The 15,322-nt window shown below is 68.9% G+C and carries 12 protein-coding genes, 1 pseudogene and 1 riboswitch; of the genes and pseudogenes, 12 read left to right on the forward strand and 1 reads right to left on the reverse strand.

Annotated features, from left to right (window positions below; genetic code table 11):
* Positions 1-7: 7 nt before the first annotated feature.
* The 12 genes and pseudogenes from ACFV3I_RS07570 (at position 8) to ACFV3I_RS07625 (ending at position 14,458) form a co-directional block, all read left to right on the forward strand.
* Positions 8-1,003, forward strand: coding sequence for an ABC transporter permease (locus tag ACFV3I_RS07570; RefSeq protein WP_136035502.1), 996 nt, complete (start codon positions 8-10; stop codon positions 1,001-1,003).
* A complete protein-coding gene (locus tag ACFV3I_RS07575; RefSeq protein ID WP_136035503.1) occupies positions 996-1,976 on the forward strand; it encodes an ABC transporter permease in 981 nt (326 codons plus the stop codon). The genes ACFV3I_RS07570 and ACFV3I_RS07575 overlap by 8 nt, the downstream gene beginning before the upstream one ends.
* Positions 1,973-2,749, forward strand: a pseudogene (locus ACFV3I_RS07580) (ABC transporter ATP-binding protein); the annotation flags it as partial. The gene ACFV3I_RS07575 and the pseudogene ACFV3I_RS07580, both read left to right, overlap by 4 nt.
* A gap of 71 nt (positions 2,750-2,820) precedes the next feature.
* On the forward strand, positions 2,821-3,681 hold the full coding sequence (locus ACFV3I_RS07585) for an ABC transporter ATP-binding protein (protein ID WP_378803555.1): 861 nt from the start codon (positions 2,821-2,823) through the stop codon (positions 3,679-3,681).
* Between the two features lie 71 nt (positions 3,682-3,752).
* Positions 3,753-3,847, forward strand: a riboswitch (glycine riboswitch).
* Positions 3,848-4,000: 153 nt separating this feature from the next.
* The gene (gene gcvT / locus ACFV3I_RS07590) at positions 4,001-5,116 is read left to right on the forward strand and encodes a glycine cleavage system aminomethyltransferase GcvT (protein ID WP_247638570.1); all 1,116 of its coding nucleotides are present in this window, start codon (positions 4,001-4,003) and stop codon (positions 5,114-5,116) included.
* Positions 5,113-5,490 (forward strand): glycine cleavage system protein GcvH, encoded by a 378-nt coding sequence (gcvH, locus tag ACFV3I_RS07595; protein ID WP_136028632.1) that lies wholly within the window; start codon positions 5,113-5,115, stop codon positions 5,488-5,490. The genes gcvT and gcvH overlap by 4 nt, the downstream gene beginning before the upstream one ends.
* 61 nt (positions 5,491-5,551) lie before the next feature.
* Complete coding sequence (gene gcvP / locus ACFV3I_RS07600) at positions 5,552-8,392, forward strand: aminomethyl-transferring glycine dehydrogenase (RefSeq protein WP_378803855.1); 2,841 nt, start codon at positions 5,552-5,554, stop codon at positions 8,390-8,392.
* A gap of 215 nt (positions 8,393-8,607) precedes the next feature.
* Positions 8,608-10,260, forward strand: a complete 1,653-nt coding sequence (locus ACFV3I_RS07605; RefSeq protein ID WP_136028634.1) for an ABC transporter substrate-binding protein — start codon at positions 8,608-8,610, stop codon at positions 10,258-10,260.
* A 101-nt stretch (positions 10,261-10,361) separates the two neighbouring features.
* Positions 10,362-11,288: an ABC transporter permease gene (locus ACFV3I_RS07610; RefSeq protein ID WP_136028635.1), complete on the forward strand. Its 927-nt coding sequence runs from the start codon at positions 10,362-10,364 to the stop codon at positions 11,286-11,288.
* Entirely contained in the window at positions 11,281-12,222 is a 942-nt protein-coding gene (locus tag ACFV3I_RS07615) for an ABC transporter permease (protein ID WP_136028636.1), read from the forward strand. The genes ACFV3I_RS07610 and ACFV3I_RS07615 overlap by 8 nt, the downstream gene beginning before the upstream one ends.
* A complete protein-coding gene (locus ACFV3I_RS07620; protein ID WP_378822655.1) occupies positions 12,219-13,892 on the forward strand; it encodes a dipeptide ABC transporter ATP-binding protein in 1,674 nt (557 codons plus the stop codon). The genes ACFV3I_RS07615 and ACFV3I_RS07620 overlap by 4 nt, the downstream gene beginning before the upstream one ends.
* A gap of 2 nt (positions 13,893-13,894) precedes the next feature.
* Complete coding sequence (locus ACFV3I_RS07625) at positions 13,895-14,458, forward strand: PH domain-containing protein (RefSeq protein WP_136028638.1); 564 nt, start codon at positions 13,895-13,897, stop codon at positions 14,456-14,458.
* Positions 14,459-14,476: 18 nt separating this feature from the next.
* On the opposite strand, the gene ACFV3I_RS07630 is transcribed toward ACFV3I_RS07625, so the two are convergent.
* On the reverse strand, positions 14,477-15,250 hold the full coding sequence (locus tag ACFV3I_RS07630; protein WP_136028648.1) for a CPBP family intramembrane glutamic endopeptidase: 774 nt from the start codon (positions 15,248-15,250) through the stop codon (positions 14,477-14,479).
* Positions 15,251-15,322: the final 72 nt, after the last annotated feature.

A 15,322-nucleotide genomic window follows, 5' to 3' on the forward strand; every position in this document is an offset into this window, starting at 1 on the left:
CAGTGACATGAAGTTCTATGCACGACGGATCGGGTTCTACGCGTTCACGCTGTGGGCCGCGATCTCCATCAACTTCCTGCTTCCCCGGCTCATGCCGGGGGACCCCGCCGACATCATGATCGCCAAGATGCAGCGGGCGGGCGGCGAGGTCTCCGAGACCACCATCCGCAACATCAAGCTGCTGCTCGGGGGCGACGACTCCTCGCTGTGGGAGCAGTACATCGCCTACTGGGGGCGGATGCTCCGCGGAGACCTCGGCATCTCCGTCACGAAGTTCCCGACGCCGGTCGCCGACCTCATCGCGGGCGCCCTCCCGTGGACCCTGGTGCTGGTGGGCACGGCGACCGTCCTGTCCTTCCTCCTCGGCGTCGTGCTCGGCGCGTGGGCGGGGTGGAAGCGGGGCACGTGGGTCGACCACCTCATCCCGGCGACCACCGTCCTGCAGTCCATCCCGTACTTCTGGCTCGCGCTCGTGCTGGTCGCCGTCTTCGCGGTCGGGCTCGGATGGTTCCCCATGTTCGGCGGCTACGACGTCTTCGACTTCCCGGACGGCCCGGAGCCGACCTGGGCCTTCTTCACCGACGCGGTCGCTCACTCGCTCCTTCCCGCGATCACGATCGTGATCAGCTCGGTCGGCGGGTGGATGTTCGGCATGCGCAACATGATGGTGTCGACGCTCGCCGAGGACTACGTGCTGACCGCCGAGGCGAAGGGCCTGCGCCCGCGGCGCATCATGACCACCTACGCCGCGCGAAACGCCGCGATCCCGTCGATCGCGGGCTTCTCGATCACCCTCGGCTTCGTGGTGGCCGGCGCCATCGTGATGGAACAGGTGTTCACGTATCCGGGTGTCGGGAAGCTCATGTTCCAGGCCGTCACCAACAACGACTACGCGCTGATGCAGGGGCTGTTCCTCGTGATCACCCTCACGGTGCTCGTCGCCAACTTCTTCATGGACCTCGTCTATGGCTTCATCGACCCGAGGGCTCGCCAGAATGTCTGACACGAAGAACCCGCTCCTCGTGGAGGAGCCGCCCACCGTCGCCCCCGAGGGCACGGTCGCCCTGGCCACGCAGCGCCAGGAACGCAAGCGCCGCCGGATCCTGCCGAGCACGTCGCCGAAGTTCATCGTCGGCTCTGTGCTCGTGCTCGCCATCGTGCTCTTCGCGATCATCGCGCCCTTCTTCACACAGAACCCGCGCAGCACCGACAACCCCGCACTCGCCGCGCCCTCGGCCGAGCACTGGCTGGGAACGACCAAACTCGGCAACGACGTCCTCGCCCAGCTCGCCATCGGGGCGCAGGGATCGTTGCTCATCGGCGTCACCGCCGGCGGGATCGCGATCGTCCTGTCCCTCTTCTTCGGTGTGCTGGCGGGGTACCTCGGCGGCTGGCGCGAGGACGCCCTGGCGCTGCTCACGAACGTGATGATCGTGATCCCCGGGCTCCCGCTCGTGATGGTGATCGCGTCGTTCGTGCCGCAGCGCAGCTGGCAGCTCGTCGCCTTCGTGCTCGGCATCACCTCGTGGGCCGGGGCGGCCTATGTCCTGCGGCTGCAGACGCGCTCGCTGCGCACCCGCGACTACGTGTACGCCTCGAAGGTGGCGGGGGAGCGATCGTTCCGCGTGATCCTCGTCGAGATCATGCCGAACCTGCTCCCGCTGCTGACCGCGCAGTTCCTGTTCGCGATCATCTTCGCGATCCTCGGCGAGGCCGGGCTGTCGTACCTCGGTCTCGGCCCGAACTCGTCGATCACCTGGGGGTCCATCCTCAACGACGCCCAGTCCGGGCAGGCGCTCGGCCGCGGTGCGTGGTGGTGGTTCGTGCCCCCGGGCATCATGATCGCGATCCTGGGCGCGGGCCTCGCGCTGATCAACTTCGCGATCGACGAGGTCATCAACCCGAAGCTGCGCAACGCGCCCGATGCGGCCCGTCGGGTGCGCAAGGCCGCCAAGACGAAGGGGGTCTCCGCATGAGCGACGCCGTCCTGACCGCGAGGAACGTGTCGATCGAGTACGAGGTGGATCCGCCGGTCAGGGCGGTGCGGGATGTGTCGCTGACGCTGCATCGTGGCGAGATCCTGGGGTTGGCGGGGGAGTCGGGGTGTGGGAAGACGACGCTCGCGTATGGGATGAATCGGTTGTTGAAGGCTCCGGCGTTGATGACCCAGGGCGAGATCGTGTTCCATGACCGGGATGGTCATGACATCGATGTGGTGGGCCTGGATGGGGAGGGGTTGCGGGCGTTCCGGTGGGACAAGATCTCGATGGTGTTCCAGGGGGCGATGAACTCGTTGAATCCGGTGATCAGTGTGAGGGCGCAGATCTTCGACATCTTCGACACGCACCGTCCGGGGATGAGTAAGAGGGCGAAGCGGGAGCGGGCGGAGGAGCTGCTGACGCTGGTGGGGGTGGATCCGAACCGGTTGACGAGTTTCCCGCACGAGCTGTCGGGCGGGATGCGGCAGCGGATGATGATCGCGATGGCGTTGGCGCTCGATCCGCAGGTGATGATCATGGACGAGCCCACGACGGCGTTGGATGTGGTGGTGCAGCGGGGCATCATCCGGGAGATCATGCGGTTGCGGGAGAGGTTGGGGTTCGCGGTGATCTTCATCACGCATGACCTGCCGATGCTGATCAAGATCAGTGATCGGATCGCGGTGATGCTGCAGGGGCGGATCGTGGAGCAGGGCACGGCGGAGGAGATCTACCGGACCCCGCAGCACGAGTACACGAAACGGCTGCTGTAGAGTTTCCCGTCGTCGACCGGGGAGCGGGGCGATTTCGTCCGCACGGGTATGAGCCAGGAGGGCATCCGATGACCGCCATCGCCGACACCACCACCGCGACCGGCACCCTGGAGGCGCGGAATCTGGTGAAGGACTTCACCCTGCGCTCCGGGTTCCGCACGAGTGTGTTGCATGCGGTGAAGGACGTGTCGTTCACGATCGAGGCCGGGAAGACGGTCGCGCTGGTGGGGGAGTCGGGGTCGGGGAAGTCGACGATCGCACGGATGCTGATGAAGCTGGAGACGCCCACCTCCGGGTCCATCCTCCTCGACGGTGTCGAGTCCGGCACCCGGGGTCGGGGGTTGGAGCGGTACCGGTCGGATGTGCAGATGGTGTTCCAGGACCCGTTCGCGTCGTTGAACCCGTTCCACACGATCGTGCATCACCTGGAGCGTCCGATCCGCCTGCACCACCCGAAGCTGTCCGGGACGGCGGTGCGAGCGCGGGCGCTCGAGCTGCTCGAACGGGTCCGGCTGACCCCGGGGGAGAGCTTCGCCGAGCGCCGCCCGCACGAGCTGTCCGGCGGGCAGCGGCAGCGCGTCGCGATCGCGAGGGCGCTGGCCCCAGGGGCACGGTTCATCGTCGCCGACGAGCCGGTGAGCATGTTGGACGTGTCGATCCGGCTCGGGGTCCTGAACCTGCTGGCCGAGCTGCAGCGGGAAGAGAACCTGGGCGTGCTGTACATCACCCACGACCTCGCCACAGCCCGCCACTTCTCCGATGAGATCATGGTGCTCTACAAGGGCGACGTCGTCGAACGCGGACCCGCCGACCAGGTCATCCTCCACCCGCAGCACGAGTACACCAAGACCCTCCTCGGTGCCGCCCCCGAGCCCGAGAACCTCGGCCGTCTTCGCGATGAGGTGCGTGCGGAGCTCGCGGGACGGTGATCCGGGTCCGAGCCGTATGGGTGGGGCCCGTGCGTCGGGCTAGACTGAAGCCACAATCGAAGACAGGCCGAACGACCCACGCGGGAGAGCCCCGGCGCACGCAGCCGGGCACCGAAGGAGCAAGCCTCCCCGCCAATCTCTCAGGTACGCGTACCGCGGGGGTCCGGCCGCTCTGAAAAGCGATCCCGAGCTGTCGGGGATCCGCCGACGGTGAAAGCCCGCGTGCTCGTGCGGGCGAAGCTCTCAGGCCCATGACAGAGGGGGAGTTCCCTGGAACGGCGATGCCGCCGTTCCGCCCGACCCAGCCCGGGAGAACTCCATGTCCGACCCCCGCTTCACCCCGCTGCGCGAGCGCCACGAGGCCCTCGGCGCATCCTTCACCGACTTCGGCGGCTGGCAGATGCCGGTGCGCTACACATCCGACCTCGCCGAGCATCACGCCGTGCGCCAGGCGGCGGGCATCTTCGACATCTCGCACATGGCCGAGTTCGCCGTGCGCGGAGGCGACGCGGGTGCCTTCCTCGACTACGCACTGGCCGGACGGCTGTCGGCTCTTGCGGTCGGCAAGGCGAAGTACTCACTGCTGCTCACGCCCGAGGGCGGCATCGTCGACGACGTGATCGTGTACCGGCTCGCCGACGACGACTACCTGATCATCTCCAACGCCGGCAACCGTGATGCCGTCCGTGGTGCGCTCGCGGACCGGGTCGCGCACTCCGGGGTCGAGCAGGTCGAGGTCGCCGACGTGTCCGACGACTACGCCCTCATCGCGGTGCAGGGTCCGCGCGCCGAGGAGATCCTCGCCGCGACGGCCGGTATCGGCGAGGTGAGCGTGCCGTGGGCCGAGCAGCGCTACTACGCCTGGGCGTCCGCGACGTTCGCGGGGCAGCCGCTGCTCCTCGCCCGCACCGGCTACACGGGCGAGGACGGCTTCGAGCTTCTGGTGCCGGCGGCTCACGCGGCCGCGCTGTGGGATGCCGTGCTCACCGCCGGGACGCCCCTGGGCCTGGTACCGGCGGGCCTCGCGGCGCGCGACACGCTCCGGCTCGAGGCCGGGATGCCCCTGTACGGCCATGAGCTGAGCCTGGACACGTCGCCCGCGCAGGCGGGCCTCGGTCGCGTGGTGGTCGCCGCGAAGGAGCGCTTCGTCGGCAAGGACGCCCCCGCCCCGGCGGCCGACGCGCGCGTCCTGGTCGGACTGACCGCCGAGGGTCGCCGCGCGGGCCGCGCCGGCTACGCGGTGGTCGACGCCGACGGTGCCCCGCTGGGGGAGATCACCAGCGGCGCCCTGAGCCCGACGCTGGGTCATCCGATCGCGATGGCCTACGTCGACCCTTCTTCCGCGGAAGAGGGAACCGCAGTATTCCTTGATGTGCGGGGGACCCGTATCCCCGCGACCGTGACCGCCCTGCCTTTCTACCGGAGGAACTCATGACCGACCTCAGCGCACTCCGCTACACCGACGAGCACGAGTGGATCGCCGGTGACGGCGACACCGTGACCATCGGCATCACCGACTACGCCGCCGAGAAGCTGGGCGACGTGGTGTTCGTCGAGCTCCCCGCCGTCGGCACCGAGATCACCGCCGGCTCCGTGGTGGGCGAGATCGAGTCGACCAAGTCGGTCGGCGAGCTCTACGCCCCGGTGGCCGGCACGGTCGTCGAGATCAACGACGCCGTGGTCGACGACCCGTCGCTGGTGAACGCCGAGCCCTTCGAGGGCGGCTGGCTGCTCAAGGTCTCGGTCGCCGCCGGCGCCCTGGACGGACTGCTCGACCGCGACGCCTACGTCGCACTCACGGAGGGCTGAGACACACGTGGTTGCTTTCGCCGATCGTCACATCGGACCCACCGAGGCCGCACAGCGCACGATGCTCGACGCGCTCGGGCTCGGCGGCGCGGAGGACGGGCCCACCAGCCCGGTCGAGACGCTCATGCGCCAGGCCGTCCCCGCCTCGATCTACACGGGGCCGGAGGCCGCGGTCGCGGAGTCGCGCATCCCCGCCGCCGCGAGCGAGACCGAGGCCCTGGCCGAGCTGCGGGCGCTCGCGTCGCGCAACACGGTCCGCCGCGCGATGATCGGCCTCGGGTACTACGACACCATCACGCCCCAGGTGATCCAGCGCAACGTGCTGGAGAACCCCTCCTGGTACACGGCTTACACGCCGTACCAGCCCGAGATCTCGCAGGGGCGCCTGGAGGCGCTCATCAACTTCCAGACCATGGTCGCCGAGCTCACCGGCCTCAGCACCGCGAACGCGTCGATGCTCGACGAGTCCACGGCCGTGGTCGAGGGGATGCTGCTCGCGCGGCGGGCCTCGAAGTCCTCGTCGAACGTGTTCGTGGTCGACGCCGACGCGCTGCCGCAGACCAGGGCCATGCTCGCGTCCCGCGCGGACGCCCTCGGTGTCGAGCTCGTGACGGTCGACCTCGCGGCGGGCGAGGAGCTGCCGGACGAGCTGTTCGGCGTGTTCGTGCAGTACCCCGGCGCGTCCGGTCGCGTGTGGGATCCGACGGCGGTGTTCGAGGCCGCGCACCTCGCGGGTGGTCTCGCCGTGGCCGCGGCCGACCTGCTGGCGCTCACACTGCTCACGGCCCCGGGGACGATGGGTGCCGACGTCGCGGTCGGCACCACGCAGCGCTTCGGCGTGCCGATGGGCTTCGGCGGACCGCACGCCGGCTATATGGCGGTGCGCTCCGGCCTCGAGCGCCAGCTGCCGGGGCGACTGGTCGGGGTGTCGGTCGATGCCGACGGCAAGCCCGCGTACCGGCTCTCGCTGCAGACGCGCGAGCAGCACATCCGCCGGGAGAAGGCCACGTCCAACATCTGCACGGCGCAGGTGCTGCTCGCGGTCATGGCTTCGATGTACGCGGTGTACCACGGCCCCGACGGGCTGCGCTCGATCGCCCAGGGCGTCGCCGGCAAGGCCACCCTGTTGCGTGACTGGCTGGTCGAGGCGGGGGCCGAGGTCGTGCACGAGCACTTCTTCGACACGCTCACGGTGCGGGTGCCTGGCGCCGCGGCGGAGCATGCCGCCCGCGCGCGCGAGGAGCACGGCATCCTGCTGCGGGTCGCCGACGCCGACACGATCGGTGTCGCGGTGGACGAGACGACGACGTTCACCGACCTGCACCGCGTGGCGCTGGTGTTCGGCGGGCCGACGGAGCGGGCGTTCGCGTTCGTCGCGGGTGTCTCGGTCGCGCTGCCGGAGGCTCTCCGCCGCGCGGACGAGTACCTCACGCACCCGGTGTTCCACGCGCACCGCAGCGAGACCGCGATGATGCGCTACCTCAAGAGCCTGTCCGACCGCGACTACGCGCTCGATCGCGGCATGATCCCGCTCGGCTCGTGCACCATGAAGCTGAACGCGGCGACCGAGATGGCGGCGATCACGTGGCCCGAGTTCGCCGGCATCCACCCGTTCGCCCCGGCGGACGACGTGCAGGGCTATCTCGAACTGATCGATCAGCTCGAGAGCTGGCTCGCCGAGATCACCGGCTACGACGCGGTGTCGCTGCAGCCGAACGCGGGGTCGCAGGGCGAGCTCGCCGGCCTGCTCGCGATCCGCGGCTACCACCACGCGAACGGCGACGCGCACCGCACGGTGTGCCTCATCCCGTCGTCGGCGCACGGCACGAACGCTGCGTCTGCCGTACTGGCGGGCATGAAGGTCGTGGTCGTGGCCAGCGATGCGCTCGGCAACGTCGACCTCGACGACCTCCGCGCCAAGATCGCGCAGCACGCCGATGAGCTCGCTGCGCTGATGATCACGTACCCCTCGACGCACGGGGTGTACGAGGAGCAGGTGGTCGAGATCACGACGGCGGTGCACGAGGCCGGCGGTCAGGTGTACGTCGACGGCGCGAACCTCAACGCGCTGCTCGGCTACGCGCGCTTCGGTGACCTGGGCGGCGACGTCTCGCACCTCAACCTGCACAAGACGTTCGCGATCCCGCACGGCGGGGGTGGCCCCGGCATCGGCCCGGTCGCGGCGAAGGCGCACCTGGCCCCGTACCTGCCCTCGCACCCGCTGGCACAGCGCGCCGAGCATTTCGGCGGCTACACGTTCGACGGTGCGGTCATCTCGGCGGCCCCCTACGGTTCCGCGGGCATCCTGCCGATCTCCTGGGCCTACGTGCGCATGATGGGAGCCGACGGGCTGCGCCGGGCGACCGCAGCGGCCGTGCTCTCGGCGAACTACATCGCGGAGCGGCTCGGCTCGCACTTCCCCGTGCTCTACACGGGCGAGAACGGCCGGGTCGCGCACGAGTGCATCCTCGACCTGCGTCCGCTCAAGGAGGCCACGGGCATCACGGTCGACGACGTCGCCAAGCGCCTCATCGACTACGGGTTCCACGCGCCGACGATGTCGTTCCCGGTCGCCGGCACCCTGATGGTGGAGCCGACCGAGTCGGAGGACCTCGACGAGATCGAGCGGTTCATCGAGGCCATGATCATGATCAAGGCCGAGGCCGACGCGGTGGCCGCCGGACGCTGGCCGGCCGACGACAACCCGCTCGTGCACGCACCGCACACCGCGGTGTCGCTCATCGCGGGGGAGTGGACGCACGCCTATACGCGCGAGGAGGCGGCCTACCCGGTGCGCTCGCTCGTGGCCGCCAAGTACTGGCCGCCGGTGCGCCGGATCGACCAGGCGTACGGCGACCGCAACCTGGTGTGCGCGTGCCCGCCGGTGGAGGCGTTCGCCTGAGCCACGAGGGATCCGCGGACGGCGTCGCGACCACTTCCGGGTGGCGCGGCGCCGTCCGCGTCTCCCCATGTTTCGCGCGTGTGACGATTGGTCACCACTCAGTAACAGTTCGTTAGCCGAGTGCGTCGGCGGGCGGACTCGCGGGTTACGCTCAGGTATCCCTGCGTGCTCGACGATGCGCACGCAGAATTCCCACGTCCACAGGAGGACACAAAGTGAAGCGCAACAAGATCGCCCTGGCGGGCGTCGCGCTGTTCGCGGGTGGCGCTCTGGCGCTCGCGGGCTGCGCGGGCGGATCCGGCAACACCGGTGACGGCGGCAACGGTGGGGCCAAGGCCGACCCGGATGCCATCATCACGACGAACGGCTCGGAGCCGGAGAACCCGCTGATCCCGACCAACACGAACGAGGTCGGTGGCGGCAAGATCCTCGACGAGATCTTCGCCGGGCTCGTCTACTACGACGCCGAGGGCAAGCCGGTCAACGACATGGCCGAGGAGATCACCACGGAGGACCCGCAGCACCTCACCGTGAAGCTGAAGGAGGGCCAGACCTTCTCCAACGGCGAAGAGGTCACCGCCGACAACTTCATCAAGGCGTGGAACTACGGCGCACAGGCGGAGAACGCCCACCTCTCGAGCTACTTCTTCGAAGACATCGAGGGCTTCCAGAACACCCCCGACGTATACGGCGCTCAGGGCGACATGTCCGGTCTCCAGCAGGTCGACGACTACACGTTCACGATCACGCTGAACAAGCCGGCCGCCGACTTCGCGCTGCGCCTCGGCTACTCGGCCTACTACCCGCTGCCCGACGTCGCGTTCGAGGACATCGACGCGTTCGGTGAGAACCCGATCGGCAACGGCCCGTACAAGCTCGACGGTGAGGGCGCCTGGCAGCACGACGTGCAGATCGACCTGGTCCGCAACGACGACTACGACGGCGGTCGCAAGGCCAAGAACGGCGGCCTGTCGATCATCTTCTACGCGACGCAGGACGCGGCCTACGCCGACCTGCAGGGCAACAAGGTCGACGTCATCGACGTCATCCCGTCCGTGTCGCTGCCGACCTTCCAGGACGACCTGGGCGACCGCGCGGTGAACCAGCCGTCGGCCGTCTTCCAGTCGTTCACGATCGGTCAGTTCCTGCCGCACTTCTCCGGCGAGGAGGGCATCCTCCGTCGTCAGGCCATCTCGATGGCGTTCGACCGCGACCAGATCACCGACAAGATCTTCTTCGGCACCCGCACGACGGCCAGCGACTTCACGTCGCCGGTCATCGACGGCTGGTCCGACTCGATCAAGGGCAACGAGGTCCTGAAGTACGACCCCGAGAAGGCCAAGGAGCTGTGGGCCGAGGCCGACGCCATCTCCCCGTGGGAGGGCGAGTTCAAGATCGCCTACAACACCGACGGTGGCCACCAGGAGTGGGTCGACGCCGTGACCAACGCGATCTCCAACACGCTGGGCATCGAGGCATCGGGCGACCCGTACCCGACCTTCTCGGTCATCCGCGAGGAGATCAACAACAACAGCATCAAGACCGCTGCCCGTTCGGGTTGGCAGGCCGACTACCCCGGTCTGTACAACTTCCTCGGTCCGCTCTACGCGACCAACGCCGGCTCCAACGACGGTGACTACTCGAACCCCGAGTTCGACGCGCTGATCGCCGAGGGCATCAGCAACACCGACACCGCGGCCCAGGTCGAGGAGTTCACCAAGGCTCAGGAGATCCTGTTCAACGATCTCCCCGCGATCCCGCTGTGGTACTCCAACGTGACCGGTGGTTACGCCGACACGGTCGACAACGTCACGTTCGGCTGGAACTCGGTCCCGCTGTACTACGAGATCACGAAGGCTGCCGAATAGGCCTGACGGAGCTCGCACCCGCGAGGCGGTGACGGTTTCCGTCACCGCCTCGTCGGGTGCTCCCGTTCGGTCTGTTCGCGCCCTCCCGAAAGGGACTGCGGATGCCCAGCTATATCATCAGACGTCTTCTCCAGGTGATCCCCGTGTTCTTCGGGGCCACCCTGCTCATCTACTTCCTCGTGTTCGCCATGCCGGGCGACCCGATCCTGGCTCTGTTCGGCGATCGCACGCCCAATGAGGCTCTCGTCAACGCCCTGCGCGAGGAGTACCACCTCAACGAGCCGTTCCTGGTCCAGTACTGGTACTACATCACCGGTGTCTTCCAGGGTGACCTCGGCACGACCTTCTCCGGTCGCCCGGTCTCCGCGGTGCTCGTCGACACGCTTCCGGTCACCGGCCGGCTCGCCGTCATGGCGATCGGGATCGAGTTCACGCTCGCGATCACGATCGGCACGATCTCGGCGCTGCGCAAGGGCAAGCTGTTCGACACGACCGCCCTGCTGGTCGCGCTCGTCGCCCTGGCGATCCCGATCTTCGTGCTGTGCTTCCTGGCCCAGTACTTCCTGGCGATCCAGTGGGGCTGGTTCAGCCCGACCGTCGGCTCCGACAACGACTGGGGCGGCCTCTGGCTCCCCGCCCTCGTGCTCGGGTTCAGCCTCTTCGCCGTCAGCATGCGCCTGATGCGCAGCTCGGTGATCGACACCCTCAACCAGGACTGGGTGCGCACGGCGTACAGCAAGGGACTCTCGCGCACCCGCGTGATCCCGGTGCACGTGCTGCGCAACTCCCTGCTCCCGGTCATCACCAACTCCGCCACGAACTTCGGCGTGCTCCTCGTGGGCGCGACCGTGACCGAGGGGATCTTCAACATCCCCGGTGTCGGCAACACGCTCTACCAGGCGGCGATCCGCGGTGAGGGGCCCACCGTGGTCTCCTTCGTCACGGTGTTCGTGATCCTGTACGTGCTGGTGAACCTTGTCATCGACCTGCTCTACGGTCTGCTCGACCCGAGGATCCGCTATGTCTGACCCCACCACGCAGAAGCACTACGTCGCCCCGGTCGAGACCGAGTCGATCGCCATCGATGCGGTGCGCGTCGCCGAGAAGCCCAGCAACCTGTGGCGCGACGCGTGGCGCGACCTGCGCCGTCGCCCGATGTTCTGGTTCTCGGTGCTGCTCGCCGCGCTGTTCATCGTCATGTCGTTCTGGCCGACCCTGTTCACGCAGGTCAACCCGCGCGTGTGCGACCTGATGAACAGCAACGAGGGCCCGACGCCCGGCCACCCGCTCGGGTTCAACTTCCAGGGCTGCGACATCTACGCCCGCGTCGTCTGGGGCGCCCAGACGTCGCTGTCGGTCGGTCTCATCGCCACCGTGATCTCCGCGGTGCTCGGCCTCATCATGGGTGCGCTGGCCGGTTTCTACGGCGGCTGGATCGACGCGCTGCTGTCCCGCATCGGCGACATCTTCTTCGCGATCCCGTACATCCTGGCCGCCCTGGTCGTGATGACGGTGCTCTCGGACTATCGCTCGGTGTGGACGCTCGCGCTCGCGATCGGTGGCTTCTCCTGGGCGTCCACGGCACGCGTCGTGCGCGCTGAGATCCTCCGGGTGCGGCAGGCGGACTTCGTCATGGCGTCGCGCTCGCTGGGCCAGTCCCGGTTCAAGACGCTGCTGACCCACGTGATCCCCAACGGCATCGCGCCGCTGCTGGTCGTGTCGACCCTGGGACTCGCCGCGGCGATCGTGGCGGAGGCGACCCTGTCGTTCCTCGGTGTCGGGCTCGGCGGCACGGTGGTGTCGTGGGGTAACGACATCAGCCAGGCACAGGCGGCTCTGCGCATCGCCCCGATGTCGCTCATCTATCCATCGATCGCGCTCACCCTCGCGGTGCTCGCGTTCGTCGGCCTCGGCGAGCTCATCCGAGACGCCCTCGACCCGAAGGCGAGGGCCCGCCGATGAGCGACCACAACGCCGCCCAGATCCCGCTGCTGAGTGTCCGCGACCTCAAGGTCGCGTTCCGTTCGCAGGAGGGGATGCGCGAGGTCCTGCACGGTGTCACGTTCGACGTGTTCCCCGGCGAGACCGTCGCGATCGTGGGGGAGTCCGGCTCGGGCAAGTCCACCACGGCCACGGCCATCGTCGACCTGCTGCCGGGGACTGGAAAGGTCACCGGAGGATCGATCACGCTCGAGGGCCGTCCGCTCACGGGCCTGAGCCGACGCGACATCGAGGCCGTGCGCGGTCGCGACATCGGCTTCGTGCCGCAGGACCCCATGTCGAGCCTCAACCCGGTGTGGAGCATCGGCTTCCAGGTCAAGGAGGCCGTGCGCGCCAACGGCATCGCCCAGGGGCGTGCCGCTGTCAAGGCACGCACGATCGAGGTGCTGCAGCAGGCGGGTCTGGCCGATGCCGAGCGACGGCTGCACCAGTATCCGCACCAGTTCTCCGGCGGGATGCGCCAGCGCGCGCTGATCGGCATCGGTCTCGCGGCCGACCCGAAGCTCCTGATCGCCGACGAGCCGACCTCGGCCCTCGACGTGACGGTGCAGCGGGTCATCCTCGATCACATGGCCTCCCTCACGCGGGACAAGGGCACCTCGGTGCTCCTGATCACGCACGACCTCGGTCTCGCGGCCGAGCGCGCGGAGAAGATCATCGTGATGAACGGCGGCAACATCGTCGAGGCGGGGCCGAGCCGTCAGATCCTGGAGAACCCGCAGCACCCGTACACCAAGCGGCTGGTGGCCGCGGCGCCCAGTGTGGCGTCGCAGCGCATCCAGGCGGTCGTGGAGGATCGGGGGATCGAGACGCTCGAGGACCTCGCGGACATCCCGCCGACCGTCCGGGTGGCCGGTCTGACGAAGGACTACAAGATCCGCCAGGGCAACTTCCGCAGCGAGGCCTTCCGGGCGGTGGACGACGTGTCGTTCGAGATCCCGCGCGGCAAGACGCTCGCACTGGTCGGGGAGTCCGGATCGGGCAAGTCCACGGTCGCGAAGATGGTGCTCAAGTTCGAGGATCCGACCGCCGGCACGATCGAGATCGACGGCCAGGACGTGTCGGGGCTCTCGAACGCGCAGGCGTTCGGGCTCCGTCGTCGGATGCAGCCGGTGTTCCAGGACCCGTACGGCTCGCTCGACCCGCTGCGCAACATCGGCAACACGATCGCCGAGCCGCTGCAGATCCACGGCGTCGGCGACCGCGCCTCGCAGCGGGCGCGCGTGGAGGAGCTGCTGGAGCAGGTCGCCCTGCCCCAGTCCCTCGCCACGCGATACCCGAACGAGCTGTCGGGCGGTCAGCGGCAGCGCGTGGCGATCGCCCGTGCACTCGCGCTCAAGCCCGACATCATCGTGCTCGACGAGGCGGTGTCGGCGCTCGACGTGCTGGTGCAGGACCAGATCCTGAAGCTGCTCGCCGACCTGCAGTCCGAGCTCGACCTGACGTACCTGTTCATCACCCACGACCTCGCGGTCGTGCGGGTCTCCAGCGACCTGGTGTGCGTGATGGAGAAGGGCCGCGTGGTGGAGCAGGGCACGGTCGACGAGATCTTCGCGAACCCGCAGGAGGAGTACACGGAGCGCCTGCTGCAGGCGATCCCGGGTGCGTCGATCCCTCTCGGCGGCCACTGAGCGTGGCATCGCCGGCACAGCCCGAGGACGCACGGACCTACCGTGCGTCCTCGGGCACCGTCATCCTCGTGCTCAGCGTGCTGCTGGTGCTGTTCCTGCTGGGGGACACGGTCGTCAACGGCAGCATCGTGCAGGCGCTGCTGATCGCTCCGTGGATGCTCCTCGCCCTGTGGATCGTGTACGAGATCAGCTTCGTGTCGCACGTGCGGGTGGACGCGCACGGGGCGACCGTGCAGAACCTCCTGCGCCGGACGAGCTTCGGCTGGGGGCACGTGCGCGACATCGACCTGCGCTGGCAGCTCGAGTTCGCGCTCGACGACGGCCGCACGCTCACCTCCTGGGGTGGCCCGGCCCGCGCCCGCCCGCCCCGTCAGCGTCGTGACGAGGACGCGGAGCCGCGGGTGCCCTCCGGGTTGCGGGCCCTCACCGACATCCGCGACCGCTGGTCGGAGGCGGCGGCTGCCGACGCGCCCATCCGTCGCACGTGGGACGGCCCCGCGCTGATCGCGCTCGCGGTGATCGTGCTGTGGGCCGCCGCCGCGCTCGTCGTGGTCAATCTCGGCTGAGCACCCGGCGCACCGGGCTCACCCGGGCAGCCCGAACAGCTCCGGCCAGGTGGCGGCCGCCCACGGGTAGCCGACGAACACGGTCGCGTCGATGAGGAAGTGCGCCACCAGGAACGGCAGCAGTCGTCCCGTCCGCTGGTAGAGCCATCCGAACAGCAGCCCCATCGCGAGGTTGCCGACGAACGCCCCCGGCCCCTGGTACAGGTGGTAGGTCGCGCGGAGCACGGAGGTGGCGACGATGATCGTCCACGGCGACCAGCCGAGCTGCCGCAGCCGCGCGAAGAGGTAGCCGAGCACCACGAACTCCTCCTGCAGGGAGGCGCGGGCCGCCGCGAGCAGCAGGATCGGCACGGTCCACCAGTGGGCGTCGAGTCCCGCGGGGTTCACGGCCACGAACAGGCCGGCCGCCCGGCCGCCGAGGTAGAGCGCGAGGCCCGGCACGCCGATCGCCACCACGAGCAGCACGCCGCGGGCCACGTCGACGCCGATGCGGGTGCCGTCGAGCCCGAGCCGCCCGAGGTGCGGTCGTCGGCGCTGCCACAGCAGGAAGCACACCAGCACCACGGGCACGAGCGAGAAGCCGATCGAGAGCAGCTGATAGACGAGGTCGAACACCTCGCGGTCGCTGCGGGACGGGTTGAGCGTCGCGGTCTGGTCGGCCAGGGGCACGTCGTCGGTCAGGCGGTAGGCCAGCTGCACGATCGCGTAGACCGCCGACTGCCCGAGCCCCAGGGCCAGCACGATCGCGATCTCCCACCACAGGCGCGCACGGCCCTCGCGGCGCGAGGACATCGGGGGAGCGGGGGTCACGGAGTCGATGCTACGACGTGCCTCGGAGATCCGATCCGGCGCGTACGTTATCCT

It is taken from the genome of Microbacterium sp. NPDC059771 (assembly GCF_042732495.1).
Taxonomy (GTDB): Bacteria; Actinomycetota; Actinomycetes; order Actinomycetales; family Microbacteriaceae; genus Microbacterium; species Microbacterium sufflavum.

What these genes read in the sequence shown, in the direction of transcription:
- ACFV3I_RS07570 (WP_136035502.1), top strand. Translation starts at nt 8, where the DNA reads ATGAAGTTCTATGCACGACGGATCGGGTTCTACGCGTTCACGCTGTGG.
- ACFV3I_RS07575 (WP_136035503.1), top strand. Translation starts at nt 996, where the DNA reads ATGTCTGACACGAAGAACCCGCTCCTCGTGGAGGAGCCGCCCACCGTC.
- ACFV3I_RS07585 (WP_378803555.1), top strand. Translation starts at nt 2,821, where the DNA reads ATGACCGCCATCGCCGACACCACCACCGCGACCGGCACCCTGGAGGCG.
- gcvT (WP_247638570.1), top strand. Translation starts at nt 4,001, where the DNA reads ATGTCCGACCCCCGCTTCACCCCGCTGCGCGAGCGCCACGAGGCCCTC.
- gcvH (WP_136028632.1), top strand. Translation starts at nt 5,113, where the DNA reads ATGACCGACCTCAGCGCACTCCGCTACACCGACGAGCACGAGTGGATC.
- gcvP (WP_378803855.1), top strand. Translation starts at nt 5,552, where the DNA reads ATGCTCGACGCGCTCGGGCTCGGCGGCGCGGAGGACGGGCCCACCAGC.
- ACFV3I_RS07610 (WP_136028635.1), top strand. Translation starts at nt 10,362, where the DNA reads ATGCCCAGCTATATCATCAGACGTCTTCTCCAGGTGATCCCCGTGTTC.
- ACFV3I_RS07615 (WP_136028636.1), top strand. Translation starts at nt 11,281, where the DNA reads ATGTCTGACCCCACCACGCAGAAGCACTACGTCGCCCCGGTCGAGACC.
- ACFV3I_RS07620 (WP_378822655.1), top strand. Translation starts at nt 12,219, where the DNA reads ATGAGCGACCACAACGCCGCCCAGATCCCGCTGCTGAGTGTCCGCGAC.
- ACFV3I_RS07630 (WP_136028648.1), bottom strand. Translation starts at nt 15,250, where the DNA reads ATGTCCTCGCGCCGCGAGGGCCGTGCGCGCCTGTGGTGGGAGATCGCG.